At 67.8% G+C, this 26,070-nt stretch carries 21 protein-coding genes; 8 read left to right on the top strand and 13 right to left on the bottom strand.

Annotated features, from left to right (window positions below):
* The first annotated feature begins 42 nt into the window (after positions 1–42).
* Positions 43–1,398, top strand: coding sequence for an esterase/lipase family protein (locus RKD23_RS05690; protein ID WP_424852629.1), 1,356 nt, complete (start codon positions 43–45; stop codon positions 1,396–1,398).
* Between the two features lie 30 nt (positions 1,399–1,428).
* On the opposite strand, the gene RKD23_RS05685 is transcribed toward RKD23_RS05690, so the two are convergent.
* A complete protein-coding gene (locus tag RKD23_RS05685) occupies positions 1,429–2,085 on the bottom strand; it encodes a peptide deformylase (protein ID WP_424852628.1) in 657 nt (218 codons plus the stop codon).
* Between the two features lie 150 nt (positions 2,086–2,235).
* Here RKD23_RS05685 and RKD23_RS05680 point away from each other — a divergent pair, with 150 nt between their 5' ends.
* Positions 2,236–3,693, top strand: a complete 1,458-nt coding sequence (locus RKD23_RS05680; RefSeq protein WP_424852627.1) for a PepSY-associated TM helix domain-containing protein — start codon at positions 2,236–2,238, stop codon at positions 3,691–3,693.
* A gap of 99 nt (positions 3,694–3,792) precedes the next feature.
* On the opposite strand, the gene RKD23_RS05675 is transcribed toward RKD23_RS05680, so the two are convergent.
* Both RKD23_RS05675 and RKD23_RS05670 read right to left on the bottom strand, forming a co-directional pair.
* Positions 3,793–4,257 carry a helix-turn-helix domain-containing protein gene (locus tag RKD23_RS05675; RefSeq protein ID WP_424852626.1) on the bottom strand — a complete coding sequence of 155 codons (465 nt, stop codon included), beginning with the start codon at positions 4,255–4,257 and terminating at the stop codon, positions 3,793–3,795.
* A complete protein-coding gene (locus tag RKD23_RS05670) occupies positions 4,254–4,742 on the bottom strand; it encodes a MarR family winged helix-turn-helix transcriptional regulator (RefSeq protein WP_424852625.1) in 489 nt (162 codons plus the stop codon). Before RKD23_RS05670 ends, RKD23_RS05675 begins: the two co-directional genes overlap by 4 nt.
* 112 nt (positions 4,743–4,854) lie before the next feature.
* On the opposite strand from RKD23_RS05670, the gene RKD23_RS05665 reads away from it, so the two are divergent.
* Positions 4,855–5,820 carry a pirin family protein gene (locus RKD23_RS05665; RefSeq protein ID WP_424852624.1) on the top strand — a complete coding sequence of 322 codons (966 nt, stop codon included), beginning with the start codon at positions 4,855–4,857 and terminating at the stop codon, positions 5,818–5,820.
* 721 nt (positions 5,821–6,541) lie between these two features.
* Here RKD23_RS05665 and RKD23_RS05660 read toward each other — a convergent pair.
* Positions 6,542–6,838, bottom strand: coding sequence for a hypothetical protein (locus RKD23_RS05660; protein WP_424852623.1), 297 nt, complete (start codon positions 6,836–6,838; stop codon positions 6,542–6,544).
* A 145-nt stretch (positions 6,839–6,983) separates the two neighbouring features.
* Here RKD23_RS05660 and RKD23_RS05655 point away from each other — a divergent pair, with 145 nt between their 5' ends.
* The 3 genes from RKD23_RS05655 (at position 6,984) to RKD23_RS05645 (ending at position 10,346) form a co-directional block, all read left to right on the top strand.
* Entirely contained in the window at positions 6,984–8,174 is a 1,191-nt protein-coding gene (locus RKD23_RS05655) for a hypothetical protein (protein ID WP_424852622.1), read from the top strand.
* An 831-nt stretch (positions 8,175–9,005) separates the two neighbouring features.
* Positions 9,006–9,932, top strand: a complete 927-nt coding sequence (locus RKD23_RS05650) for a hypothetical protein (RefSeq protein WP_424852621.1) — start codon at positions 9,006–9,008, stop codon at positions 9,930–9,932.
* A gap of 93 nt (positions 9,933–10,025) precedes the next feature.
* Complete coding sequence (locus RKD23_RS05645; protein ID WP_424852620.1) at positions 10,026–10,346, top strand: acyl-CoA thioesterase; 321 nt, start codon at positions 10,026–10,028, stop codon at positions 10,344–10,346.
* A 280-nt stretch (positions 10,347–10,626) separates the two neighbouring features.
* Here RKD23_RS05645 and RKD23_RS05640 read toward each other — a convergent pair whose 3' ends face one another.
* From RKD23_RS05640 to RKD23_RS05600, 9 genes are all read right to left on the bottom strand, one after another.
* A complete protein-coding gene (locus RKD23_RS05640) occupies positions 10,627–13,788 on the bottom strand; it encodes a BTAD domain-containing putative transcriptional regulator (RefSeq protein ID WP_424852619.1) in 3,162 nt (1,053 codons plus the stop codon).
* A gap of 716 nt (positions 13,789–14,504) precedes the next feature.
* The gene (locus RKD23_RS05635; RefSeq protein ID WP_424852618.1) at positions 14,505–15,215 is read right to left on the bottom strand and encodes an esterase/lipase family protein; all 711 of its coding nucleotides are present in this window, start codon (positions 15,213–15,215) and stop codon (positions 14,505–14,507) included.
* 329 nt (positions 15,216–15,544) lie between these two features.
* On the bottom strand, positions 15,545–16,348 hold the full coding sequence (locus tag RKD23_RS05630; RefSeq protein WP_424852617.1) for an alpha/beta fold hydrolase: 804 nt from the start codon (positions 16,346–16,348) through the stop codon (positions 15,545–15,547).
* Between the two features lie 780 nt (positions 16,349–17,128).
* Positions 17,129–18,060, bottom strand: a protein-coding gene (locus RKD23_RS05625) for an IS5 family transposase (RefSeq protein WP_424852616.1) whose coding sequence is annotated in 2 segments (ribosomal slippage) — positions 17,129–17,688 and positions 17,688–18,060 — 933 coding nt in all. Because the reading frame shifts where the segments join, the coding sequence is not laid out codon by codon here.
* 229 nt (positions 18,061–18,289) lie between these two features.
* Complete coding sequence (locus RKD23_RS05620; protein WP_424852615.1) at positions 18,290–19,627, bottom strand: ABC transporter substrate-binding protein; 1,338 nt, start codon at positions 19,625–19,627, stop codon at positions 18,290–18,292.
* Positions 19,628–19,686: 59 nt separating this feature from the next.
* Positions 19,687–20,733, bottom strand: a complete 1,047-nt coding sequence (locus tag RKD23_RS05615) for a branched-chain amino acid ABC transporter permease (protein WP_424852614.1) — start codon at positions 20,731–20,733, stop codon at positions 19,687–19,689.
* Positions 20,734–20,744: 11 nt separating this feature from the next.
* Complete coding sequence (locus tag RKD23_RS05610) at positions 20,745–21,623, bottom strand: branched-chain amino acid ABC transporter permease (RefSeq protein ID WP_424852613.1); 879 nt, start codon at positions 21,621–21,623, stop codon at positions 20,745–20,747.
* A 13-nt stretch (positions 21,624–21,636) separates the two neighbouring features.
* On the bottom strand, positions 21,637–22,341 hold the full coding sequence (locus RKD23_RS05605; protein ID WP_424852612.1) for an ABC transporter ATP-binding protein: 705 nt from the start codon (positions 22,339–22,341) through the stop codon (positions 21,637–21,639).
* A 9-nt stretch (positions 22,342–22,350) separates the two neighbouring features.
* Positions 22,351–23,151, bottom strand: a complete 801-nt coding sequence (locus tag RKD23_RS05600; RefSeq protein ID WP_424852611.1) for an ABC transporter ATP-binding protein — start codon at positions 23,149–23,151, stop codon at positions 22,351–22,353.
* 177 nt (positions 23,152–23,328) lie between these two features.
* Here RKD23_RS05600 and RKD23_RS05595 point away from each other — a divergent pair, with 177 nt between their 5' ends.
* On the top strand, positions 23,329–24,996 hold the full coding sequence (locus tag RKD23_RS05595; protein WP_424852610.1) for a helix-turn-helix domain-containing protein: 1,668 nt from the start codon (positions 23,329–23,331) through the stop codon (positions 24,994–24,996).
* 153 nt (positions 24,997–25,149) lie between these two features.
* Positions 25,150–26,004, top strand: coding sequence for an alpha/beta fold hydrolase (locus tag RKD23_RS05590; protein ID WP_424852609.1), 855 nt, complete (start codon positions 25,150–25,152; stop codon positions 26,002–26,004).
* The last annotated feature ends 66 nt before the right edge of the window (positions 26,005–26,070 follow it).

Below are 26,070 nucleotides of genomic sequence, written 5' to 3'. Positions count from 1 at the left end.
ACCAGGCGCATAGTACGGCGATTTGAGCGACGGGGGGAGCCGGTGCCGAGCACCCCGGTGACGGATCTGATCGTGGTGCTGCCCGGCATCATGGGCAGCGTTCTGGCCCGCGACGGACACGAGGTCTGGAACCACACGCTCGCCGTCGTCGGGCGGCACGCCCTCGGCCGAGGTGACGAAGTGCGGCGACTGGCCCTGCCCCCGGGAACCGGTGAGCAGGACCCGGGAGACGGCGTACGGGCCGTGGGCCTGATCAAGGGACTGCACGTGTTACCGGGTGTCTCCGCGATCGACGGCTACGGGACCCTGATGACGTTCCTGGAACGGCGTCTGGGCGTGTCCGCGCAGTCGGGCAATCTGCTGGCCTTTCCCTACGACTGGCGGCTCTCCGTACGTCTGACGGCCCGGCGGCTCGCCGCCCGGGTGGAACCGGCGCTCGCCGCCTGGCGCACACGCAGCGGCAACCCCGAGGCCAAAGCCGTGTTCGTCGCCCACTCGATGGGCGGGCTCGTCGCCCGCTACTACCTCGACGTCCTCGGCGGAAGCGCCTGCGCCCGAAGCCTGATCACCATCGGCACGCCCTACCGCGGCTCGGTCGACGCACTCGTATCCCTGCACGCCGGAGTGGCACCGGGCCTGGGCCGCCTGTCCGAGCCCTTCACCCGGCTGGCGCGGTCGATGCCCTCGCTGCATCAACTCCTGCCGACCTGGCGCTGTCTCGTCGGCACGGCGGGTGCCCGCTCGGCCCTGGCCGCCTCCCCGGTACCGGGCGTGGACGGCCGCCTCGCCGCCGAGGGCCTGCGTCTGCACGAGGAACTGGACCGGGCGGACGGCGACGGCTACGCCCTCCACGTCTTCGGCGGCTACCGCCAGCCCACGCGGCAGTCCGCGTCGCTCACCGACGACGGTCTGCGCGGTCGTCGCGACCTCGACGGTGCCGATCACCTCGGGGACGGCACGGTGCCCCGGTTCTCGTGCTTTCCGGCGCAGTCGGCGGACGACGCGAACGTGCGCTTCTTCGCCCAGAAACACGGTGCGCTGCAGAACGAGCGCGCCCTGCTGAACCAGGTGGAGGCCCTGCTGACCGCGCGCGATCCACGCCAGTTCCTCGACGGGGGACACGAGTTGGGCGTGGAACTGCCGGAGGTGGCCGACGGTGGGCAGTGCCCGGTCGAGGTGCTCGCCGACGACGACCGCCTGGTCCTGTCGGCCACCGCCGAGGACGTGGAGACAGGCCGGACGGGCGTACGTCGGTCCCTGCGCAACCTCGGCGGCGGCCGCTACGGCAGCCGGCTCACCCTGCCCGCGCCCGGCGCCTGGCGCGTCACCGTCACGGACCCGGTGAACCCGGGCCGCGTGCACGCCGTGAGCGGCATCGTGCTCGTGGGGGAGCGGTAGCGAGAAGGCCGCGGCCGACGGCGACAGATCTCAGGCGTCACTTTCCGGCAGTTCGAACCCCAACGCCCGCCCCGCCTCCGCGGGCGTCGGCTGGTTCCAGCGTTCCGCCATCGCCTGCGCCGAGGACAGCGAGCGCGGCTCGGCCCGGTCCAGGTAGAGCGTGCCGTCGAGGTGGTCCGTCTCGTGCTGCACGATCCGCGCGGGCCAGCCGGTGAACACCTCGTCGAGCGCCCGGCCGTGCTCGTCCTGCCCGGTCAGCCGCACCATGGCGGGGCGGGCCACCACGGCCTGCCAGCCCGGCACGCTCAGACAGCCCTCGAAGAACGCGGCCCGCGCGGCGCCGACCGGGCTGTACGACGGGTTCACCAGCACCCGGAACGGCTGCGGCACCCGCCCGCGCGCGAGCCGCACCTCCTCCGGCACCGGCGCCGGGTCCTCGATCACGGCGATCCGCAGCGGCACACCCACCTGAGGCGCCGCGAGCCCCACACCGGGAGCCGCGCGCATGGTCTCCCGCAGCGCCACCACGAACCGGGCCAGCAGAGCGGGCTCCAGCTGACCGTCGTAGGGCTCGGTGCCCTGTCGCAGCACCGGGTCACCGGCGGCGACGATCGTCAAGGGGCCGTCGGCGGCGAGGAGTTGCTCGACCTGTTCGGCAAGGGGGGCCTGTGCGCTGGGGGTTGCCATCGGGCCAGGATGCCACGCCACGTCCGACACCTGTCACCGCGCCTGTGACGCAGGCCACATCGCCCCGCGGGAACTCGACGCACGCCTCGCCCGACTCCTGGACCGCAACGGCTGACCGAGACCGTTATCCAGCCATGGAGAGACCCACCGATGACCACCGCTCCCTCGCCCGAGACGGACGAGGCACCCCAGCCCGCGACCCCGGCCGCCGCCCGGCCGGGCCCCTGGCGGCCCCTGCGGCCCCTGGTGCTGCGCCTGCACTTCTACGCGGGCCTGCTCGTCGCCCCCTTCCTGCTCGTCTCCGCGCTCACCGGATTCCTGTACGCCGGCTCGTTCCAGGCCGAGAAGATCCTCTACGCCGACGAGATGACCGTCCCGGTCGGTGACACCAAGCTGCCGGTCTCGCGGCAGGTGGCGGCGGCCCGCGTGGCGCATCCCGAGGGCGACGTCACCGCCGTACGGCCGTCTCCCGAGGACGACGCCAGCACGCGCGTGCTGCTGTCCGGGGTCCCGGGCGTGGGCGAGGGCCACACGCTCGCCGTGTTCGTCGACCCGTACACCGCGAAGGTGCGCGGGTCGCTGGAGCAGTACGGGGCGAGCGGGGCGCTGCCGCTGCGGACCTGGATCGACGAGTTCCACCGCGACCTGAAGCTCGGTGAGAACGGCCGCCTGTACAGCGAGCTGTCCGCGAGCTGGCTGTGGGTGATCACCGGCGGCGGACTGGTGCTGTGGTTCTCCCGCGCGCGTGCCCGCCGCAAGCTGCGCGGCAGCAGCGGCCGTCGCCGTACGCTCGGCCTGCACGGCAACCTCGGCGTATGGGCCGCGGCCGGTCTCTTCTTCCTCTCCGCGACCGGTCTGACCTGGTCGACGTACGCGGGCGAGTCGATCGACGAACTGCGCACCGCGGTCGGCCATGCCACGCCCTCGGTGTCGACGACCGTCGGCGGCGCCGGCAGTGCCCAGGGCGGCGGAGGCGGCGGCCACGCCGAGCACGGGGGAGCGGCGGCAGGGTCGGCGTCCGGCGGAGCCTCCGCCGACGGTGTCGGCCTGGACAAGGTGCTGGCCGCCGCTCGTGCCGAAGGGCTCGGCGACCCGGTGGAGATCGTCCCGCCGGCCGACGCGTCCTCCGCGTACGTCGTCAAGCAGGTGCAGCGCAGCTGGCCCGAGAAGCAGGACGCGGTGGCGGTCGACCCGGGCACCGGCCTGGTCGTCGACGTCGTGCGGTTCGACGACTATCCGCTCCTCGCGAAGCTGACCCGCTGGGGCATCGACTTCCACACCGGCACCCTGTTCGGCCTCGCCAACCAGATACTGCTGATGGCGCTCATGCTCGCCCTGGTCGTGATGATCGTGCTCGGCTACCGCATGTGGTGGCAGCGCGGCCGCGGCTCCGCCTTCGGCCGGCCGATCCCGCGCGGCGCCTGGGCGCAGGTGCCGCCGCAGGTCCTGGTGCCGCTCCTGGCGGTGGTCGCCGTACTCGGATACTTCCTGCCGCTGTTCGGCATCCCGCTGGCCGTGTTCGTCGTCGTCGACGTGATCCTGGGGGAGATCGCGTACCGGCGGGGCGGACGGGAGTACGGCAAGGATGCGGCGGCCGGGGTGAAGTAGGGCCGCACGCACGGGGACCGCGAGGGCCCGGCATCCGGGGGGATGCCGGGCCCTTCGTGATGACCGGGGGCTTCTCGGCGCGTGATGACCGGGGGCTCCTCAGTGCTGCTCGGCGGCCTCCAGTGCGGCGAGTTCGGCGTTGGCGCGCTCGGCGACCTGGGCCAGGACGCGGCCGGCGGCGGCGAGGTCCTCCGGCGGTATGCCGGCGTAGATCCGGGCCGAGATCGGCGCGGTCGCCGCGCTGGTGGTGGTGTACAGCTCGCGCCCGGCGTCCGTGATCCGCAGCGCGGACCCGTCCTGGCCGGCCAGGCCCCGGTCGATGAGCTCGTCGAGGGTGGCCTCGATCTCCGGCTCCGGCACCTTCAGGGCCGCGACCGCGTCCGCGACGACGGCGTCACGGGTGACGGGCCCCTCCGCCACGGCCAGCAGCCTGAGCGTCACCGACTGCTGGAAGGTGGTGCCGTACCGGGCCAGGACCCGCTCCAGGACGGCGCGGGCGGCGTAGTGGGCGAGCGCGAGGCTGCGCGGGGTGAGGGCGGGGGAAGGTGCTGCGGTGGTGGTCATGACTGCTCCTGCCTGTTCTCGTTCTCGTGGGAGGGATCAAGCGGTGCGTCGAGCAGGGCGGCGAGGTCGCGGGCGAGGCCGTGGGTGCGCTCGCTGTCGAGCCCGCCCAGCGGTGCCAGCAGCTGCTCCAGCAGCGCGTGTACGACCTCGATGGCCCGCCGGGTCGTCTCGCGCCCCTGCTCGGTGAGCGCGAGCTGGACCGCGCGCGGGTCCCGCGGGTCGCGCTCGCGGGTGACGAGTCCGGCGCTCTCCAGGGAGCGCGCCAGCTTGGACACGTACAGCGGTTCGAGTCCGGTGTGGTCGGCGAGCTGTCGCTGGCTGGGGCGTTCACCGGTGCGGTGCATGCCGTGCAGCGAGGCCACCAGGGAGTACTGCGCGTGGGTGAGCCCCAGCGGGGCCACCGCGCGGTCCACGGCCGTCCGCCACTTCATCGACAGCCGCCAGACCAGGAAGCCGGGCGTCGCGCCCTCGGAACCCTTGCTCATGGCGAATACAGTACATGGCTACTATGTCCATGGCTACTATTTCTTTCGAGAGCGGGGTGATCCCCGGCCGTCGCCCTGACGAAAGGGTGTGCGCGGGGCTAGGTTGTCGGTCATGAGCAATCTCGACCGCGAGGCGGTTCCCGCCGTGTGCGGAGGCCGCGGTTTCGTGGTGGCGGAGCCCGTACGCGAACTCCTCAGCCCGCGCAAGGTCAAGCTCGGCGAGTCGAGCGAGGTCCGCCGGCTGCTGCCGAACCTGGGCCGCCGCATGGTCGGCGCCTGGTGCTTCGTCGACCACTACGGCCCCGACGACATCGCCGACGAGCCCGGCATGCAGGTGCCTCCGCACCCCCACATGGGCCTGCAGACGGTGAGTTGGCTGCATGAGGGCGAGGTGCTGCACCGCGACTCCACCGGCAGCCTGCAGACCATCCGCCCGCGCGAGCTGGGCCTGATGACCTCCGGCCGGGCGATCAGCCACTCCGAGGAGAGCCCCAGGCCCCACGCCCGCTTCCTGCACGGCGCCCAACTCTGGGTCGCCCTCCCCGACAGCCACCGCCACACCGACCCGCGCTTCGAGCACCACGCCGACCTGCCGGTGGTGACGGCGCCGGGCCTGAAGGCGACCCTGATCCTCGGCGCCCTGGACGGCGCCGCCTCCCCGGGCACGACATACACCCCGCTCGTCGGCGCCGACCTCGCCCTCACCCACGGCGCCGACGTTCGCGTCCCCCTCGACCCCGACTTCGAGTACGCCGTCCTGTCCATGTCCGGCGAGGCCCACGTCGACGGCGTCCCCGTCCTCCCCGGCTCCATGCTCTACCTCGGCTGCGGCCGCACCGAACTTCCCTTGCGCGCCGAGTCGGACGCCGGGCTGATGCTGCTGGGAGGCGAGCCGTTCGAGGAGGAGCTCATCATGTTCTGGAACTGGATCGGACGGTCTCAGGAGGAGATCGTACAGGCGCGTCAGGACTGGATGGAAGGGACACGTTTCGGTGAGGTGAGGGGGTACGACGGGGATCCCCTGCCGGCCCCGGAGGTGCCGGTGACGCCTCTGAAGCCTCGGGGCAGAGTGCGCTGACCTGCGAAAATGAGGGTTGCGTCGGTGGCGGGTGATTGGCTTTCCGTCGTGTGTTTTTCATCCGCCCTTCGGTCTTGTGCGTGAGGGAAAGTGGTGGACTGTAGGCGCGCTGCGGGCTGCTGGGTCATTCCGCGCTGTGTCCATCTGTGGGTCGCTGTGGCAGGACTCTTGCTAACCCTTTGCTAACTTCGCTGACGCTTCGTCAGGAGGCTTGGGGGCTTTCCTTGCGATGCTTCATGGCCCGCAGCGGTGTATTGAGGACCTGAGGCCGGACTCGAATGCCGACACGGCTCGGGGTGGCGCTGCGTGCCGGAGGGAAGGCCGGCTGCTCTTGCAGGCGCCTTGTGGAAACCGGACAACGAGCAGTGCGGTGATTCGCTCGTGGCCGTGACAGGAGATCGCCCGTCAGCGCTGCTCGCCAGAGGCGTTGTCGGCGTGCGGCCCATATGGGCCTGATGGTGCTGCGACGGGTCATCTGGAGCGGCCGGTTGTCAGTGCCGGGTGCCATGCTTGATCCGTGACACGTAACGGGCGGCCGTTGTGCCCCGCTGTGATCGCAAGGGCTAGCAGAGCCAGGCTGGGTGATCCTCCAGCCCACCGGCGACCAGGGGGGCTTGATGGGTGCGAGTCCATACTCCACCGGCGGCGGGGGGAGTGATCTTCGAGCGGCGTTGTGGCTGCCTACCTGGTCCGCCTGCTCACTGATGCCTCTGTGGCTGAGCTAGGAACGGGGCACCGGGTAACGCTCGTCCTCTTCCAGCAGGCTCCGCAGCGCGCGGTCGATGATGTGGTGGTTCGCGCCTGCCATCCGGATGCTCCTGATGATGAGGCGGAACTGCTCGTTGCCGTTCGCCGTGCACCCAAACTGATGGACAGCGATGACAAGAGCAAGCAGTTGATCACTCAGATGCTTCGCGTGACCACGCAGATGGAAGCCCCGTCGCAGGGTCGGCGGGTCGCGATTGCCGTAGCCGGCCCTCAGACGGCCGCGGGTCAGCTGAGCGATCTTGTTCATCACGGGCGGCATCAAGTCGGCCCTGAGGGCTTCTTCACCTTGATCAACGCGCCAGGAAATTCGCGCTTCCTGTGCGGGAGCGCCTGGGTCACTTGGAAAAGCTCGTCGCTAAGGGGCTTCGGACTCTGTCCATGCCCTCGGATGAGCTGTGCAGCAGGCGACCTTCATGCTGTTGTCACGGTTGGTGGTCCTCCAGCCTCGACTGGAAAGCCCGGATGACAGCGACTGGCAGGCGCTGACCGGGCAGCTGCAGCAGGCAGCCCGGGCCGGGAGCGTGCAAGCAGCGGTGCAACTGCGAGATCGGTTGGAGGTGATCACCGCGACCTACGGTCCTACCGCAGCGGATATCGATGCCACGGTTCTGCGTCGTGACGTATATGACCTATTGGACAGCTCTTTCAATCGCAGCGTGCGTGCGTGGACGCTGCTTGAGCAACTCGATGCTGACTGGCGTGGGTCGTTGCGGCGCGAGATCGGAGGTGTTGCTGAGGGCGGACAAGCGCTGCGCCTCGAGCGGGAAAGCGAGGCCGACGCTCTGCGCGAAGCAGTTGATGGAGCGCCGAGGGGGTTGTTGGTCTGGGGCGCTTCAGGCGTTGGGAAGAGCGCATCGTTCGTGAGTCTTTACGGGCGCGATGCGAGGGACCGTCTGACGTTGGGGCGCCTGCGGCACCTGCCGCAAGCGCCGGTGGACCTGACTGCAGCCCTAGGTACGCCCCTGTCGCGAGCGCTGACTGAGATCGCTGTTCCTCACCGCGTTCTGGTTGTTGATGGCGCTGATGCTGCGGCGGAGAAGCATGCTGACATGCTGATGCATGTCCTGCTCGCCGCACGTGTTGCCGACGTGGCACCCGTGGTGGTGGTCAGCGAGGACGTATTCGGGGCGGTCCGGGACCTAACTTTCCGTGCCATGGGGGAGACGCTTCCCGTTCATCAGGTGAAGGGTCTGGATGATCGAGAGGTTGAGGCTGTTGTAGCTGCCCTTCTCTCGTTGCGGCGCCTGGCTGAGAACGCGCAGTCACGCGAGCTTCTGAGACGTCCTGCCGTCGCTGAATTTCTGGTGCGCGCTCAGACCGACGGTGTGCCATTGAGTGACGCTGATGCGATGCGTGAGGTATGGCTGCACATCGTTCGCCGCGTGAGCGATCCGACCGCGGCCGCCCCGATATGCGTGAGCGCGTTCTTCTGCAGCTCGCTCGCCAGCAACTCGACTATCAATCCGCCGAGACGGTCCTTGACCTGCTGGACGCTGATGCGGTCAGCGGGCTGCGCCGCGATGGCCTGCTCAGGCCGGCCGGAAATCAGACTTGGCAGCGCCTGCCAGGCTTCGCCCACGACCTGATCCGCACCTACGCACTGGCGCGCCTTCTGTTGACTGATGGTCGGCCCGGCAACCGCCTAGCTGCTAGCGGTGCTCCTCGCTGGGCACTGCCGGCGGCGCGGCTGGCCTGCCAGGGGCTGCCCTCCGAATCGCCGGTGACGGCGGAACGTCCCCTGCCACAGCGGTACATCGAGCTGCACGAGCAGTTCTCCGCCCTGGCTGCTGATGGCTACGGCGACCATTGGACGGACGTCCCCTCCGAAGCGCTCCTCACGCCCGGCCACGACGCGCTGACGCTGAGTGGCGCCTGGTTGGAGATCACCGAGTATGTCCCTGATGCTACGGCCCGCATACTCCGCCTACTCGGCCAGCGGCATCAGCACGGGGGGACGCTCGACCCGCTCGTGACTTCACCTGTATTGCATGCCTGTTGGACCACGGGAGCTGCGGCGCAGACGGGCGGGACGTGGCCGAGGCGATCCGTGAGTAGGAAGTCGCACTTACCGTGGCCGACACGGCCGCCGGCCATCCTCTGCGAGTGCGTCTGCGGGAGCAGCTTGTAAGAAGGTGCCATGACGCTGTCGACCGACTCGCGGAGTCCGAGCGAGAGCGACAGGCTCAGCTCGATGCCCGTACTTCTGAGGAAGTCGCCGCTGACGAGGAACGAGAACGTCGCAACGCGGCGATTATCGGATCCAGGTACCGTCGGCGACGTGGTCGCACGCTGCCTCACGATTCATCGACGAGACGACGCTGGAGCAACTGGCCCTGCTCGGTCCCGACCTTGACGAAGAGGCCGCCCAGCTCTTGCGTGACGTAGCCGAACATGCGCCGCAACACCTAGCCCCCGCGTTGGAGGAGCTGGGCACGGGTCGGGCCCTTGCTGCGTACAGTCCTGAACTGCTGCGCAGTCTCGTCACTGCCTACTACGTCGAAGAGCCGCCTGAAAATCTCGACCCATTCGAGGGCGTGTTCGACGACGGGATCCGTCGCCACCATTGGCGCGGTTCCATTGTGCGGATGGCCGCCTACTATCGCGGCCCGTTTCTCATCATGCTCCGGGTGGGCTTCCGCGAAGGGGGCGCGGTCATCAAAGCGATGCTCAACGCAGCCGCTCGATCTCGTGTGGCTGGCCTGATCGCCCCCGCGTACGGAACCGATGAACGTGGCAACGCCGACGACTACGAGGTTCGCTTCACGTTCGGCGCCACCGAGTACCGACTGCCTGGTGACGAGCACGTTTGGGCCTGGTACCGCGGCATCTCCATCGGCCCCTTCCCCTGCACCAGTGCCCTTCAGGCCCTTGAGTTTGTCTGCGAGCAGTTCATCGCACGTGGGGTTCCGCCAGCTGCGCTCGTGCCCCTGCTCCTTGTGGCGAACCCGCCGCTGAATGGCCCGAGTAACCCGCTGGAGGCTCCCGCAGCGGTTGCCGCCCATGTCGTTCAGCGCGCCCTCATTCACGGCGATCAGCTCAGTGCCGACGACGTGCGGTGGGCAGCAGACCTGTTACTCGCCGTCGTCGAACAGGCTGTGCCCGAGCGGATGGACGACTCCGGTTTTTCGATCTTCAGCTGGGGAGCGGACCGCAGCGCCGCACGTGCTCTGTCTCTGCTTCTCCTGCCCCGGGCAGCGCATCTTCGACAAGCGCTCAATCTGGACGAAGCTCAAGGGCAACAGCGGCTTCAAGATGCCCTGCAGGTCCTGGCCACCCGATCCGCCCTGCAGGTCAGGCTGTTCTTGGCCGCTGCATTCGATTCAGTGTGGTCGACTCCCTGCTGAGGGACCGCGATGGATGGCCCCGCTCAGAGCCACCCGCCGACTGCATCAGTGGCCCCCATGCCATCTGTCCCCCCACACAGAAAGACCTCTCTCGTGAAGAAGTACACCTATGCCCTCCCGTTGCGCTGGGCCGACGCGGACGCGTACGGGCACGTCAATAACGCTCTCTTCCCCCGGTACATGGAGGAGGCGAGGACCCGGATGTTCCAGGAGATGCTGCCCACCGACGAAGCCGGCCGCCGCCAGCACGCATTCCTGGTCAGCCGCTCCATCGTGGACTACCGCGCTCCCCTTTCCTACCGCGAGGAGCCCGATGACGTGCACGTCAGGGTCGTCGCCTGCCGGGGGCGAGGCTGGAACTTGCTTACGAAATCCGTGACGCGGACCACCTGTACGCCGAAGCCACGACCTTGATGGCGGCGTACAACCTGGAGACCGGCAGGCCGCGGCGGATCTCTCAAGCCGAGCTGGACTTCCTCGCGCGCTACACCGAGTCCTGAAGCACTGCGCTGTCTCTGCATGCACGCCGGCCCCGGGTGACGATGTCGAGTCGGGGCCCATGCGTCTCTGGCCGCATGTGTCACTACCGGGAGCGACTTATATCCCGGCAAGCCCTTAGCGCACGATTGGGCAAAGTTCTCCTGGCAAACCGCTCACCAACGCTGCCGCGCCCGCCCTGTCAGGGCCAGCACCGTTACAGGTCGGACAGCCTCCAGGAAGGACGCACTCCCAGGTCTTCGCTCAGACGTTCGGCACAGGTACGGAATGCTCGCTGCGCGGCCGCCGTGTCTCCCGAAGACAGGTGGACTTGAGCGAGCAACCGGTACGCGCCCTCGCGGTAGCGGTCCGCGTCCAATGCCCGGTGGGCCAGCTCTACGGCCGCCGACAGTGCGCCTCGGTTGAATTCGGCTTCGGCGGTGTGCAGCGTCAGCTCGATGAAGGTCACCTTCAACGACTCACGGAGCCCCTCCGCCCAGGGCAGGTCGATGGCATCTTCAAGGTAGGCGCCCTGGTACAGCGCGATGGCTTGGTGGCCGAGCAGGACGGCGTCTTGGCCAGCGTCAGCGTCGAAGGCCCCGCGCGCGAGGCGCCGGAATTCGGTCCAGTCGATCTGCACACTCGGGTCGAGAGTGATGCGGTTGCCGTCTGTATGCACGAAGCGGTCTTGTCCCCTCGACTTTCGGTCGGGTTCAAGGGCACCTCGTAGGGCGTGAAGGGCCACGCGGAGCCGTGGTGCCGTTGCTTCCGGATCGGTTTCCGGCCACAGCAACTCGAGGGCCTCCTCTCGCAGCACAGATCGCTGTTCGCGGCTGGTCAGGAGCCACAGCAACTCTCGAGATTTGCGGCGCTCCCAACGCGCTGTCGGGATCGGCTCGCCGTTGCGCAGCGCGGAGAATCGGCCGAGGGTGAGCAAGCGCAGTTCGGGGGTCGGTGCGGTGGAGATGGGCGTCGGTGGGAAGTAGTCACGGGCCGGCAGCCTGCCGAGCAGATAGAGGGCGTATTCGGCGGTGGCTGGGTTGCTGCTCGCCTGACGCAGCCAGGCGCGTCGCCGTTCCACGCCAGGGAGGCCCAGCCAAGGGGTGCGAACCAGCAGGGAGTCCAGTCCGTACTCGCGCATGGTCGCGAGCGCCGCAGTTGCGTGGCAGAGAAAGGCTTCCTTGTCCCCTCGCTGCAAGGACAGGTGAGCCAGCCAGATGTCCGCGATGACGGGGATGTAGACGTCGCCGGCGCGTTGTGCACGAGATCGTGCGTCCGCCAGCAAAGTTGGCGCGTCAGGGTGGTGGACGCAGGCACTGCCGATGCCCATGGCCAAGCGCGCCATGGCGGCCATGTAAGAGTCTCCCGCGCTGGTGAGCAGTTCCAACGCCTCGGTTCCGTGACGGAGGACGGCATCAGCGTCTCCCAGCCGTCCATGGGCCACGGTCAAGCCGATCAGCGATTCGGCACGCAGACGGGGGACGCCGGTTCGTGCCACAACGAGGAGCGCGGACTCATAGTGCTGGATGACGGTTTCGAGATCGGCGGCTGCCTCAGTGTCCCCGCACAGTTGCGCGTGAGCGAGGCGCGAGGTGCTGACGAACAGAACGCTATGCGATCCACGCTCTTGCCCACGGGCGATGCCACGCCGTGCGTGCTCGGCGGCTTCTTCGCGGTTGCCGAGCAAGCCGTGGGTCCAGGCCAGGAGGGGCTCGCGCTCACGGTGCGATCGGTGGACCAGAAGCGCCTCGTCCGTGGTGGCCTCCAGTAGTCGGCGGGCCTGATGCAGATCTCCGGTCCGCACTTCCAGCCGGACATCGCGAGCTGGTGCGCCGCCGCTCGCGTTGGCATGACGCTGCAAGGCGTGCCGCGCACGGTCGAGGTTGCCGGCGTTGACGTGGTGTTCGGCCAGCATGGCCAGCCAAGGGACCATGAGTTCCCGGTCCTGGATGGTGCGCCGCATCTGGGCGAGGAGCGGTGCGGCTGGGTGAGGCTGCACGGTGTCGAGATAGACGTCGATCTCTGCTTTGAGGGCATCGGTGCGGGCGCCTTCATGGAGTGCGGCGGCGCGTGCTTCTGCCAGCGCAGCCGGGTAATCGCATGCCAGCCGGAACGCTCGGCTTCGGTCGACCTGCAGGCGTGGTGACACGGCTCGGACGCGCTCAGGGAGTCGGTTACTGGCGTCCAGGAACGCCTGATGGCGCCCAGCGGAGATCCACGGATCGCCAAGCTGTTCCAGGAGCCGGACTGTCCGCAGATCATCCGCGGCTTCGATGGAATGGAACAGGGCCTCTTCCAGCGCGCCGATTTGTTCAAGGTGGTCGGCTGTCCGCCGGTGGCCGCTGCGCCTTTGCTCCCCATCCTGCTGGGCGAGGAGAAAGCCCCTGAAGAGGTGGTGGTAGCGGTAGCCACCGCGGCCGTCGTACGTGCAAAAGAGTCCGGCGCTGAGGACTAGCTGCAGGACCTGGGTGGTGTCAGCGCGACCACTCAGGTGGGCGGCGAGAGCTTCGTCGAAGGAGCGGGGAGTCGCGGTGGAGAGGAGGAAATCCTTCAGGTCGGCGGGCAGCCTCGCCAGGACCTGTTCACTGAGATAGGCGAAGAGTTCGTCGCGGCCGGCGGGCAACTTCTCGGCGAGGGCGTTGACGTCCGCGCCATGATGGCGCAGGTGGGCACCGATGAGTCCGAGCGCGATGGGCCAGCCCTCGGTTTCCCGGATCAGCAGTTCAGCCTGATCCGTGTTGACCTCGAGTCCGAATCGCGCTCTCCAGAAGTCCGCGGCTTCTTGTGTGGTGAACGCCAGGTCTCCACGGGCGATGACACACGCTATGCCGGTGGCTTGCCACCGGGCGAGACTGGGCAGCGCGGGTCGAGCCCGTGTGGTGGCGAGGATCCGGACCCCTGGCGGGAGTCCGTCGACCAGGCGTTCGAGGATGAAGTTGATCGTCGGTGTGTCGACGTGGTGGTAGTCGTCGAGGACCAGGAGCAGTCCCATGCCCGCGATCGAGTCCAGTTCGGTCAGGACTACCTCCACCAGCTCGGACCAGCTGGTCTCGGCGCGTTCTTCGCCAGGCCGATGGTGCGCGAGTCGTTGTGGAAGTGCCGGGCAGAAGGGCTGCAGAGCCCAGGCCAGACGTGTGAGGAATACCGTCGGATCGCTGTCGTCGGAATTCAGGGCGTACCAGGCGCGGGAGAGGTCTGCGGGCCCGCTCTGCGCGAGGGTGGTCTTGCCATATCCGGCCTCAGCTTCCACCAAGGTCAGGGGATGTGTGAGGGCCCAGTGAAGCAGGGAGTCCAGGCGCGGTCGTGTGGCGGTCCCGGCACGGGTGTGCGGCGCGCGCAGTCGGCGGCGCTCGACGGAGGAAAGGTGCAGGTCGGGCATGATAGGGGGGCATCGTACTTCGGGGATGGTCGAGGCGGAAGGCACCGAGAGCCGGAGACGTTCAGTGCCGGAATACAGGCAGCGGAATTTGGGTCGGACGACTGGCGTCGGGTTAACGGCGCCGTTTCGCAGGACGTGCGGAGGTCGCGTGGACGTCTGAGCCGCCGGTGTTGGGCTATAGGAGGCTTTAGGTCGTAGCGGGGGAGGTCACTGGAGGTGACGAGGGCGGACAGGCGATGTCTGGCACGGAATGCGATTGATGTCAGCCGCATGTCGATCTCGTGTGCGAGCGGTTCGCCGCGAGGTTGATGCCTTCATGGCGGCTCGTTTATGGCAGGACGTACGGATGGAACGCTTTGCCGGCTGGGAGTTCGGGGGGGATCCTCCAGCGCTCCGGGCGATGCGCTACCCGAGCCGGAAGGTAATCAGGCTGGCTGAGGCGGAGAACAGGTCAATTGCAGGTGACTCAGCACCAGAGTTGCCGAGCCCGAGACAGTGTGAGTACTGCCGGTGTCCCTGCCACTGGCCAGGCTCCGACGACCATGGCAGCTGTGAAGGTGAGGTTCGAGACGGTGGCGATCTTCCGCAGCCTCACGAAGCGGCTCTCTGAATCGTGCTCGAGGCTGGTCGCCCCGCGGGAAGGCGCTGCGAGGCGACCAGCCAGAGGTGGGTCATGTGGCGCTGTACGTTGCGCGCGGGGCGGCGAACCAACCCGGTCAGGTCGTCAGGAACTGCTTCACCGCGGTCAGGATGTTCGGGTCCGTGAGGTAGCCCATGTGGGTCTCGCACGCCACGTAGTTGTTTGCGGCCCCGTTGAGTTTGGTGCTCGTGTAGGGGTTGACCATCCCATCGCACGGCGAGTACCAGGTGGCGTACTTGGTGGTGCCGGGGGTCTCGTCACCGGAGTTGACGGTGGTCAGGAAGGACGAGCCGGGGTACATCTCCTGGCACGACGCGTACGTCAGGCAAGAGGCGGCGTTGTAGCTTCCGTGGTTGGTTCCGGCGAGTGAGGCCACGTGCTTCACGTACGGCTGTCCGCCGAGCTCCTTCATGTACCAGCTGGTGATCATGCCGCCCATGGAGTGGTTGACGATGTCGACCTGGGTCGCTCCAGTGGTGGCCAGCACCTGCTTCACGTAGGCGGCCAGGGCCTGGGCGCTGGTCTTGTTGGACTGCGTCGAGTCGTACTGGTAGCTGAACAGGGCACTGGCCGGGTAGCCGGCCGCCTCGAGCGACGCCTCGGCGGTGTCCCAGTCGGACGCGCTCCGGGAGTAGCCGTGGACGAAGACGACTGGGGTGTGCGTGGCAGCGGCCTCGGCAGGCGGGGCCGTCAGAGCACCGGCGAGGGTGATGGCGCCCGCCGCTGCGAACCCTGCCAGTGCGGCACGGATGCGGCGTCGTGCGGAAGCATGAGAAATGCGGCTCACGTGTTGCTCCTTGGTGGGGTGTGGGGATGGGGCGAACACGATGGCGGCTCGTCCGCTCCATGGGTGTGTTGCACCGGCCGGGCTGAGCGACCGGTTGTCGTTTGGGGAGAAGGACAGATCGTCGTCGCCCGCCTAGACGTCGAAGATCCGCGTGATCGTCGCGGCGGCCACACCATCGCGAGGATCAAGCTGAAGGGCGCCCACCCACAGCAGCCATCCTTGCGGTAGTGATCTAGCGCTTGGAGGGAGTCGTCGCAGCCAGTGAGGTCACCCGATTGGGTGGCACATGTGAACGAAGATCAAAGCGGAAGACGCCCTACCCAGGGCGGTCAGTCGGAGGTGGAGGCGATGAAGTCGACCAGTGCCCTGTTCCATGCTGAGCGGTCCTCCACGAACGCCACATGCCCGCTGTTTTCGAAGTACGTCAGGCTCGCGTTCGGAGCGCTCTTTGCGACGTACTCGGACCAGGCCGGGTCCCAGATCAGGTCGTGACGGCCGGCGAAGACAGCGATCGGCATGGCGATCTCAGGGAGGTCGGGGCGCAGGTCCTCCGCCAGCAGCGCCTGGAAGCTGGACAGGGCGACGAATGTCGGCACTTGCAGCCCGATCCGGACGAAGCGGTCACGCGTCGCGTCCAGGTCGGTGCGGTGGAAGTTGTTGCCGTACAGGCCGGCCACCGTCTCGGTGTGCGCGCCGATGATCGCCTCACAGAGAGCGTCGGCGCTGTCAGCGGCGCCGCCATAAGGGGCGTCTTGCGCTTGGAGGAATCGCGGACCGCTGCCCGTGATGACCAGACGGCGCACCGGTGCTCCGATAGTGCGAGCGAACTTGAGACCGATGTGGCCGCCCATCGACCAGCCGACCAGCGTTACGTCCTCCAGCTGGAGGTGGTCCATCAGCGTCTTCAGGTCGCGGCAGAACAGGGTGTAGTCGTAAGTCCCCCACGGCTTATCCGACGCCCCATGGCCGCGCAGGTCCACGGTGATCACCCGGTACTGGTGGGCCAGGTCCAGCACCTGGTAGTCCCACACCTCACCGCTGCCGCCCCAGCCGTGTACGAACACGATGGGGCGCCCCGCCCCGCGATCCTCGTACGCCATGCGCGCATCTGTATCCACGTCGACGAATTTCACAGCGGCTCCTTCCTGGGGAAACCTGACTGGTTGCCCGAGTGGACGGAACGTTAAGCAGCTGCGTTACGACAGGGTTACAGACGCGTCTTCTTGCCCCAAGGTCGAGTTAGCAGTTGCTGTTACTGCAGCTCAAGCAACTTTCCCGGGCGGGAGTGGTCGGTGCACAGGTCGGCTCGGCACCCGTCTATCGGACAGGTAAACGTCCGCAGGCCAGCGCCCCCGACGGCGGAGCGGTACTCGTCGTCCGCGATGCAAGCGGAAGCTGGGACCATGCTCACGCAACGACGTTGCCTTGATCTCCTCGACCGAGCGCGTCCAGGCAATGCGCGCCCCGTCCCGTGCGAGCTACCCAGCCATAACAACCCTGTGCCGCTTGAGCTCGCGAAGGTGCGGCTCCCATTCGGTCCCGAAACGACAGATCGCTTCTAGCTCGTCGATCTCCGTGGGCAGGTCCGGCAAGCGTCGCTTGTCCAGGTCGCCGGTCGTCACGGCACTAACCGACGACGCCGGATCACCATGGACAGGAGGGAGTCACCCAGGCGCCTGAGTCGACAACGCCGGTCCAGGCGAAGATGCAGTCGAGGGCAGGCCACAGAGATCCTGCGGTGCGTGGATCTCACCGCGAGACGCCATGAAGAGAGGAAGCCAATCACATCGGCAACGAACTCCGCTTACTCACCCCGGAGCCGTTCTGCGTCCCTCAGCCTCATACTGGCACATGCCCACCACCAGGAGACATCGCAGGACGTAACGAAGCACTACTAGGCCATGTTTCTCGGATCATGTTCTGAGCCAGACCATGAGGGCCGCGACGGTGACAGTTCCGAGATAGGTGTAGGCGCGTTTCTCGTAGCGTGTGGCGACGGCGCGGAAGCTCTTCAACCGGTTGATGGCGCGCTCGACGGTGTTGCGCTTCTTGTAGAGCTCGCTGTCGAACTCGGTGGGCCGCCCGCCGCGGGAACCTCGGTTCTGCCGATGTCTTTGCTGGTCGAGACGTTCCGGGATGGTGTGTGGGATTCCGCGTCGTCGCAGGTAGCGGCGGTTGCCGCGGGAGGTGTAGGCCTTGTCCGCCAGGACGCGGTCGGGCCGTTTGCGAGGTCGCCCGACCCCGACACGCGGCACGGAGACCTCCTCGAGCACCCGCGCGAGCTGGGGGCCGTCACCGTAGTGTCCAGGCGTCAGGACGAAGGCGAGAGGCCTGCACCGTCCGTCGGCGACGAGATGGATTTTGGTGGTGAAGCCGCCTCGGGAACGTCCCAGACACTCGCCGACCTGACCACCTCCTCCAGCCGGACCGTCAGTTTCCGCAACACCGGATCGACCTGGTTCGTCCCTCGCTCGGCCCCCTTTTGAGAGACCGCGGCGGCCGGTGTCTTCCTCGCGCCGGCGGCATGCTGGTGGGCACGGACCGCGGTCGAGTCCACCGACACCTCCCAGTCGATCTGGCCCGCGGCATCCTGGGCAGCCTGGATGCGTGACAGCAGCATCTTCCACGTGCCGTCCGCTGACCAGCGGCGATGCCGCTTGTAGACCGTTTCCCAAGGCCCGAACCGCTCCGGCAGATCCCGCCACTGCACACCCGTCCGCACCCGGTAGAGAACACCGTTGATCACCCGACGGTGATCACTCCACCGGCCCCCACGCGCACCACCAGGAGGTAAGAACGACTTCAGCCGATCCCACTCCGCGTTCGTCAGGTCACCACGGCCCATGCAGCCAGCGTGGACCAACTCCCCGCTCATGTCCGGAGATCCGATAAACACCGCCTAGGTCAAGCCGACAAGTCAAAGCGGCCGTCAATGGAGGCGACGCCAGCCCGTCGTGGATGCTGGTGACGTCTACGAACATGGCGCCCGCCCGTTCGTGGGCCCCGAGACCGCAAACGCGAAGCGGGGCAGGGGCCGCCGCACCGGCCCCTGCCCCTTCGCCAGGTGGCTGATGTCAGTCGACCGGGTCGACCTTGGGGATGCCGTTGGCCGGCGGGGCGTCGGAGGCGTGGCTGCCGTCCCTGGTGATCTTGGCCTCGCCTGTGTCGGTGACGAGCACATCGGTCTTCTTTTGGCCGACCCCGCTCTTGAGCTCCACGATCTTCATGCCGGAGGTGCCCAAGTGGCTGTCCTCGGAGTATCGGAACTTGGCGTACGCCGGGCCCTCGAAGCCTCCGCCGGCCTTCTCCAGCGCCTTCACGATGCCCTCACGGGTGAGGTTGTCGCCGGCGGCCTCAAGCGCCTGCACGAAGGTGTATGCCTGGGCCATGCCGTAGATCCGGTAGTTGGTGAGCGGCTTGCCGTCACCGTACTCGGCCCAGACCTTCTGCCACAGCTTGACCCAGGGGTCGTCGGGGGCGTCGATGCCCGATATGTACTGGGTGGTGAGGACACCGTCGAGCAGGGTGTTGCCGTCCTTGACCGCGCCCTTGGAGAAGCGGGCGAGCAGGCCGCCCACAAGGGCCGGGTCAGAGCCGACGTTGCTGTAGAACCAGGTCGGCTTGTAGTTGAGCCGCATCGCCGCCAGCTGGGTCAGCGCGGTATAGGACGGGGTGTTGAAGCCGACCACGAAGTCGGCGCCCGAGGACTGCAGGGCGGCCATCTGGGGGCCGACGTCCGTGTTGCCGGAGGTGTAACGCTGGACCTCGACGATTTGATCGTCGAGGTACCGGCGCAGTCCCCTCTCGCCGTCGGTGCCGAAGTCATCGTCCTGAAGGAAGAGGCCGACCTTGGCGCCGGGGTGGTTCTCGGCGATGTACTGGCCGATGATCTTGCCCTCCGACTCGTAGTCGGGCTGCCAACCGAAAGTCCAGGGCTTCGACTTGGGGTCGTCGCCCCACTGCAGCGACCCGGAGGAGACGAAGAAGTCCGGTACCTTCTCGCCGTTGAGGAAGTCCACCACAGCACTGTGGGTGGGCGTGCCGAGGCCGGCCACCATGCCGAAGATCTCGTCCTTCAGCACCAGCTCCTTGGCTACGTTGCTGGTGTTGGTGGGGTTGTAGCCGTCGTCCTTGACGACGTACTCGATCTTGCGTCCGTTGACGCCGCCAGCGGCGTTGACGAAGTCGTAGTACGCCTGGTGGCCGCTGGGGATCTCGCTGTAGCCGGGCGCCGCCACCCCGGTCAGGGGGAAGTGGGCACCGATCTTGATGCTCGTTTCAGTGACGCCTACGGACGAGTCGGCGTCGGAGGTGCCGCCGTGCCCGCGGCCACCGGCACCGCAGGCGGCGACCAGCGCGGCAGCAACCATGGCGCAGGCGACCTGGGTCACTCTACGGATCTTGCGTGTCATCGTTCTTCTTTCCTCGGGGGTGCGCCGCGGCGCATCCGCCGCGACGAGTGGGTGGGGCCTCAGGCGGCACCCCGTCGCCGTAGCCACAGGTTGCGGAGGCTCCCGATCAGCCCAGCGGGGGCCAGCAGGATCACGGCCATCACCGTGAGGCCATAGACGAGTGGGGCCAGCTCTGCGGCGCGGATGTCGTCGAGACCGGCCTCGGCTCCCCATTGCGTCACCACCTGGGGCAGAAAGGTGATCAACGCTGAGCCCACCAGGGCGCCGCTGAGGGTGCCCAGCCCGCCCAGGACAATCGCGCAAAGCAGCAGCAGGGAGAGGTTGAGGGTGAAGCCGCTGGGGGCGGCGAGCCGGGTGGAGAGCGCCATCAACGAGCCGGCGAGACCGGCGCAAGCGGTGCTCACCATGAAGGCGCTGACCCGGGCCGGCCCCAGCTTGATGCCGGTCAGCTCAGCGGCCACGTCGTCGTCGCGCACGGCCCGCCACCGGCGCCCCACCCGGGTGCGGGCGAGGTTGGCCAGGAGCACATAGACGAGCAGTAGGCAGGCCCAGGTCAGCAGCGCCATGAACTGGGAGTTGCTGAGGTCGACCCCGGTGACGAAGTACACCGCGTCCAGGATCCAGTCGGGGGCGTCGGGCGCTCTCACGGGGAGACCCTGCTCGCCACCGAGATCCTCGAAGAAGAGGGCCAGCGCCGGCAGGGCAACCGCCAGTGCAAGCGTCGCCCCGGCGACGTAGGGGCCGTGCAGCCGGGCAGCCGCCACTCCGACGGCGGCACCGGCCACCAGGGCCACCGCCGTGCCGCCGAGCAGCGCCACCAGGAACGGGAGCGGGTCGTCGGCACCCAGCATGAGCGCTGTGGTGTAGGCGCCGACCGCCATGAACGCACCATGACCGAGGGAGAGCTGGCCGGTGAAGCCGGTCAGGACCGTCATGCCGCCTGCAGCGATGGCGAGGTAGCCCATCTGCGTCAGCTGGATGTTACGGAAGGGGCTGAGCACCGAGATCAGCACAAGCACCGCCCCCAGGCCAATAAGGGCAAGTAGCAGGTGGCGCACCAGCGGAACGGCCAGCGGCCCCTTGGCGAAGGGTTTCAGCGAGGACATGTCGTCTCCTCTCAGACTCGCCGGGCTGTGGCGTGGGCGAACAGTCCACCGGGCTTGACTAGAAGCACAGCCAGGAGGATCAGCAGACCAGTCAGCGGCACCAGCTCGGCGGCGACGTACCCGCTGACGAAGGACAGGGAGAGGCCGAGGATGAGACCGCCGACCACGGAGCCGGTCGGGCTGTCGAGGCCGCCCAGCACCGCGGCGACGAACCCGAAGACGACCACGGAGTCCATGTAGCCGGGGTGGACCAGGCTGCCGCCCGCGATCAGCACGCCCGAAAGGCTGCCGACCAACGCGGCGAGCGCCCAGCCCAGGGTGAGCATTCGGCCCACGCGAACACCGAGCAGCCGGGCAACTTCCGGGCTGAAGGCCGAGGCCCGCATGCGCAGACCGATGTCGGTCTTCTTGAACAGCAGCGTGAGCAGCACCATCGTGACCGCCACCGCGAAAATGGTGAAAACTCCGAAGCCCGTGATGGGGATACTCATCCCGCCGACATCCAGGCCGCTGACCCCGAAGGCCGCTGGGAACGAGCGATAGCGGGAACCGAAGATCAGTGCCGCCAGACTGTGCAGCACGATGAAGAGGCCGAGGGTGAGAATGACGGAGTTGAGGTCGGGCTTGCCCTCGACCGGGCGGATGATCAACCGCTCGAAGATGCCTCCCATCAGCAGGCCGGCCAGCAGGGCGGCTCCGAAGGCGAGCCAGTACGACTGCCCGCTGTCGACCAGGGTGAGCGCGATGTAAGTGGTCAGCATGGCCATCGGCGCCTGCGCGAAGTTCACGATCCGGGTGGAGCGCCAGATCAGACACAGGGCCAGAGCGAACGCGGCGTACACGGCGCCCAGGGTGAGGCCGCCGAGCGCGGTGGCGACGAACTGCTGCACGAGTGTTCCCTTTCTAGAAGCCCAGGTAGGCGTGGCGCAGCTGCTCGTCGGCGGCCAGCGCCTCCGCCGTGTCGGTCGCGACCACGCTGCCGAGGTTGAGCACGACTCCGAGGTCGGCGATGGAGAGCGCGCTGCGAGCGTTCTGCTCGACCAGCAGTACGGTGAGGCCCTCGGCGTCGACCAGGCCGCGCAGGAGCTCGAAGATCTGCGCCACCACGCGGGGGGCGAGGCCAAGGGACGGCTCGTCGAGCAGGAGCAGACGGGGGGCGGCCATGAGTGCGCGCCCGATGACCAGCATCTGGCGCTCGCCGCCGGAGAGTACGTGTGCGACCCCGCCACGGCGTTCGCCAAGCACCGGGAAGAGCTCGTAGACCCGCTCCAGCGGCACTGCCTTGCTGCCTTCGGCCCGGTGCAGACCGCCCAACCGGAGGTTCTCCTCGACGGTGAGTTCGGCGATGACGCCACGCCCCTCGGGCACGTGCGACATGCCCAGTCCGGTCATCTCCTCGGCCATGCGGCCGGTGAGATCGGTGCCGGCCAGGGTGACGGTTCCGGAGACCGGCCTGACCAGGCCGGAGACGGTGCGCAGCAGGGTGGTCTTGCCGGCGCCGTTGGCTCCCAGCACGGCGGTGACCTTGCCCTCGGGGGCGGTGAAGGTCACCCCGTCGAGCGCGGTGACGGGCCCGTAGCGTGCCGTCAGGTGTCGAACTTCGAACATGTGCCCTCCTCATGCTTCCGCGTGCTGGCCGACCTCGTTGCCGAGGTAGGCGGCCAGCACGGCGGGGTCGTGCTTGACCTCGTCAGGGCTGCCGTGGGCGATGACCTTGCCGAAGTCGAGCACGGTGATCCGGTCGCAGACCGACATCACCAGGTCCATGTGGTGCTCCACGAACATCACGGCCATCCGGTCGGTGAGGCTGCGGATCAGCTCGCCGAGCTCCGCCATCTCGTCGTTGGAGAGCCCGCTGGCGGGCTCGTCGAGGAGCAGCAGTTGCGGCTCCGAGACCAGCGCCCGGGCCAACGCGACCCGCTTGCGGACCGGGTAGGGAAGGCTGCCGGGCAGCCGGTGGGCGTATGTGTCGATGCCGAGCTCGGCCAGCACGCTATGGGCCCGGTCGGCCAGCGCTAGGTCGTCGCGGAATGCCCGCCGAACGCCGAGGAGGCTGGTCCAGAAGCCGGCCCTGCCGTGGCAGTCGGCGCCGACCATGACGTTTTCCAGCACCGACATCTGCTCGAAGAGGCCCAGGCCCTGCAGGGTACGGGCGATCCCCTTGCCGGCCAGCTCGCTGGGCCGCTGGCGGCTCACCGGCCGGCCCTGCCAGAACAGCTCGCCGCTGTCGGGCGTGACGAAGCCGCAGACGACGTTGAACAGCGTGGTCTTCCCTGCGCCATTGGGACCGATCACCCCGAGCACCTCGTGCGGCCGGATCTCCAACGCCGCGCCGGTGAGCGCCTGGATGCCGCCGAAGCGCACCGACACCCCGCGCAGTGCGAAGAGCGCGTCTTCAGCACGGGTCCTCTGGTTCATTTACTCTCCCTTCCGCCCGGGCAGCGGGCGGACGTCGCACATGACGTCGAATCACTGGATTTGCCCGCACAAGGGAGCGGAACCCCGCATGCCTCCTGAGCGACGACCGTGACGCTATGAGCGGTGAGAGAACCACAGCCATGGGCAGCAGCACATACTCATGGGAGAGTTATGTGCATGGTGTCCATGTCTCCTCGCTCGCGCGAGGATCTGCTGCGGGTGCTGCTCGACACTGCTGCCGATCTGACCGGCCTACGAGACGTCGAGGCGGTGCTTCAAGCCATCGTCCGCCGCACGCGCACGATCGTGGGCTCGGACATGGCGTACGTGAGCCTCAACGACGCGGACCGCGGCGAGACTTACATCCGGCAAGCGGACGGTGTCGCGACCGCCGCGTACCGCACCATTCGCATGCCTCTTGGCACTGGCGTTCTGGGCCAAGTCGCCACAGGACTGGCTCCGTACCAAACAAGCGACTACCTCACCGACAAAACGTTCACGCACCTACCCCAGGTCGACGCAATCGTTCGCGCGGAAGGAGTGCGCGCCATCATGGGCGTTCCCCTCACCGTCGTCGGTCGCGTGATCGGGGCACTGGTCGTCGCGGAGCGCCGACCGCGACGCTTCAGCGCGGAAGAAGTAGACATCGTCGATTCGATCAGCACGCACGCCGCAGTGGCGCTCGACAATTCGATGCGATTCCAGGCCGCTGAGCGTCTCGCCGAGGACATGGTGCGCCAACAGCGACGCAGCGCCGAAGAGCTTTCCCTGATCACGGGCGTGCTCGAGCTCGACCGTCGGCTCATGGAGGCGGTCATGGTGGCGCCCGATGTTCGCCGCATCCTTCAGGTCGGCCGCTCCGTCCTCGGCTGTGAGCTGCAACTGGTCGACCCCGATGACGCCGTCATCGCAACTACCTCCGAAGCCCCCTCACCGACCGGCCGGGACACAACCCCTCTACCTGCGGTGACAACCGTTGCCGTCACTGCCGCGTCAGAGCAGCTCGGCTCCCTCGTAGCGCCGGTAGCTCTGTCGGACCACGATGTGGCCCTCCTCGAACGAGTCGCAGTCCATGTCACTCTCGCCATGCTCTTCGCGCGGACCCAAGAGGACACCGACCGACGGCTTCAATCGGAGATGCTCGACGACCTCTTGGAGGGACGGAACGCCCCACGTGAACGCCTCGAACGCCGGATGCAGCACTGGGGACTGCGGCCCGCCGACGGGCTGTACACGGTCGTTATCGACACCCCAGCACCCGAGTCCCGGCGCCGCCTCCAAGCAATCAGGACGGCCGGCATGCGAGGCACGGCGATCGTTCACAGCGACCACGTCTGCCTTCTCACCTCTGACCCCAGCTGGCGCGTGACCTTGAGACGCATCCATGAGAGTCACAACTGGCCTTTGCGGGCTGGATTCGGCGGCCCGTACACCGACGTTCGCGAGGTCGCGGATGCGCACCGATGCGCCGAACTGGCGCTCGGCTCGCTCATCGCCCAGGAACGCCAAGGGATTGTCGATGGGTCTGAGCTGGGCATGCTTGGAGCACTCCTCGATCTCGACCGTCGAGGGCACCTCCCACGCGGCCTCACGGCCGTCATCAGTCCACTGGTCGAATACGACGTCCAAAGGGGCACTTGCCTGGCTCTCACGGCGTTCCACTACCTTGAGACCGACGGCAACGTCACCAGCACCTCCCAACTTCTGCACGTTCACCGCAACACCGTTCGCCAACGACTCGAACGAATCACGGCCCTGCTCGGCGAAGGCTGGGACAGCTCTCCGCGCCGACTGGAGATCCACCTTGCTCTCCGAGTCCTCCACTCACGCGGCGACCTCGGCTGATTCGGGTTACTGGAGGTGATCGCCGCGGATCGCCGACCCGGCTTGAGATCTGGCCACCATCCCCGCATGAGACAAATCGGCTCGTGACTGTAACGCTCATGGAACGGCTGCACGTGAGCCTCCTCCTCGATCACGACTCAAGGAGGACACTTAATGAAGGACGGCGGCGCCGAACTGCTGTACGCGACAGCTCCCGATGGGGCCACGATCGCGGCTGAGATCCTCGAGCCCGTTGGAACCGCGGCCGGCACCCTTCTCCTCGTGCCCGGGCTCGGGTACGGCCCCTGGAGTTTTGCTCCCCAACGCGCTGACCTCGCCCTCGATCATCGACTGGTGATGCTCCACAACCGCGGCACCGGGGCCTCCGACGCGCCTCCCGGTCCTTATTCGGTCGAGGTCATGGCTGACGACGCTGCGGCCGTGCTGCGCGCAGTCGGCTCCGACAGGACACACGTGGTGGGGACCTCCATGGGCGGGTACATATCCTTGTGGCTGGCCCAGGCCCACCCTGAGCTCGTGGGCTCGTTGGTCGTGATCGCTAGCTCGCCCGGCGGTCCCGGTGCGTTCCCCGTGCCCAGCCAGACGACCACGCTGTGGCGCGACCACGCACGTCTGTCTGCTGAGGAATTCGCGCGGCAGACGATGCCGCACTCCTTCGCCCCAGGCTGGACCGAGGCGCACAACAAGGAGTACGCCACCCTTCTGGCCTCCCGACTGAGTTCCCCCACGGCTCGCCAAGCATGGGACGCACAGTCCTCGGCATGCGAGGACTTCCTCCAGCGCGGACTGCCGGACGCGGGACCCCACCAGCCGGTCACCTGTATCCACGGCACCGCAGACCGAGTCGTGCCCTTCGAGAATCTCGCTGCCTTTTCTCAGCGCCTCCCGCACGCCCGGCTTGTGACACTGCCCGGGGCCGGCCACCTGTGCTGGCTGGAACATCCGCACGACGTGAACCGAATCATCCGCGATCACCTGGCACGAATCGGCGTCGGGGCGAAACCTTAGGTCTCGCTGAGGCCGGAGTAACCGTGCTGCCCAACTGGTGTGGGCGTACGGCAGTGCCCGAGTCAC

The organism is Streptomyces sp. SAI-170 (assembly GCF_049739565.1).
Classification (GTDB): Bacteria; Actinomycetota; Actinomycetes; order Streptomycetales; family Streptomycetaceae; genus Streptomyces.
Note: the sequence above shows the minus strand (reverse complement) of the source record. Positions and strands in the feature narration are given on the sequence as shown.

Excerpts from the sequence above, each read along its gene's own strand:
- RKD23_RS05685 (WP_424852628.1), bottom strand. The coding sequence starts at position 2,085 with ATGGCAACCCCCAGCGCACAGGCCCCCCTTGCCGAACAGGTCGAGCAA.
- RKD23_RS05680 (WP_424852627.1), top strand. The coding sequence starts at position 2,236 with ATGACCACCGCTCCCTCGCCCGAGACGGACGAGGCACCCCAGCCCGCG.
- RKD23_RS05675 (WP_424852626.1), bottom strand. The coding sequence starts at position 4,257 with ATGACCACCACCGCAGCACCTTCCCCCGCCCTCACCCCGCGCAGCCTC.
- RKD23_RS05670 (WP_424852625.1), bottom strand. The coding sequence starts at position 4,742 with ATGAGCAAGGGTTCCGAGGGCGCGACGCCCGGCTTCCTGGTCTGGCGG.
- RKD23_RS05665 (WP_424852624.1), top strand. The coding sequence starts at position 4,855 with ATGAGCAATCTCGACCGCGAGGCGGTTCCCGCCGTGTGCGGAGGCCGC.
- RKD23_RS05640 (WP_424852619.1), bottom strand. The coding sequence starts at position 13,788 with ATGCCCGACCTGCACCTTTCCTCCGTCGAGCGCCGCCGACTGCGCGCG.
- RKD23_RS05620 (WP_424852615.1), bottom strand. The coding sequence starts at position 19,627 with ATGACACGCAAGATCCGTAGAGTGACCCAGGTCGCCTGCGCCATGGTT.
- RKD23_RS05615 (WP_424852614.1), bottom strand. The coding sequence starts at position 20,733 with ATGTCCTCGCTGAAACCCTTCGCCAAGGGGCCGCTGGCCGTTCCGCTG.
- RKD23_RS05605 (WP_424852612.1), bottom strand. The coding sequence starts at position 22,341 with ATGTTCGAAGTTCGACACCTGACGGCACGCTACGGGCCCGTCACCGCG.
- RKD23_RS05600 (WP_424852611.1), bottom strand. The coding sequence starts at position 23,151 with ATGAACCAGAGGACCCGTGCTGAAGACGCGCTCTTCGCACTGCGCGGG.
- RKD23_RS05595 (WP_424852610.1), top strand. The coding sequence starts at position 23,329 with ATGGTGTCCATGTCTCCTCGCTCGCGCGAGGATCTGCTGCGGGTGCTG.
- RKD23_RS05590 (WP_424852609.1), top strand. The coding sequence starts at position 25,150 with ATGAAGGACGGCGGCGCCGAACTGCTGTACGCGACAGCTCCCGATGGG.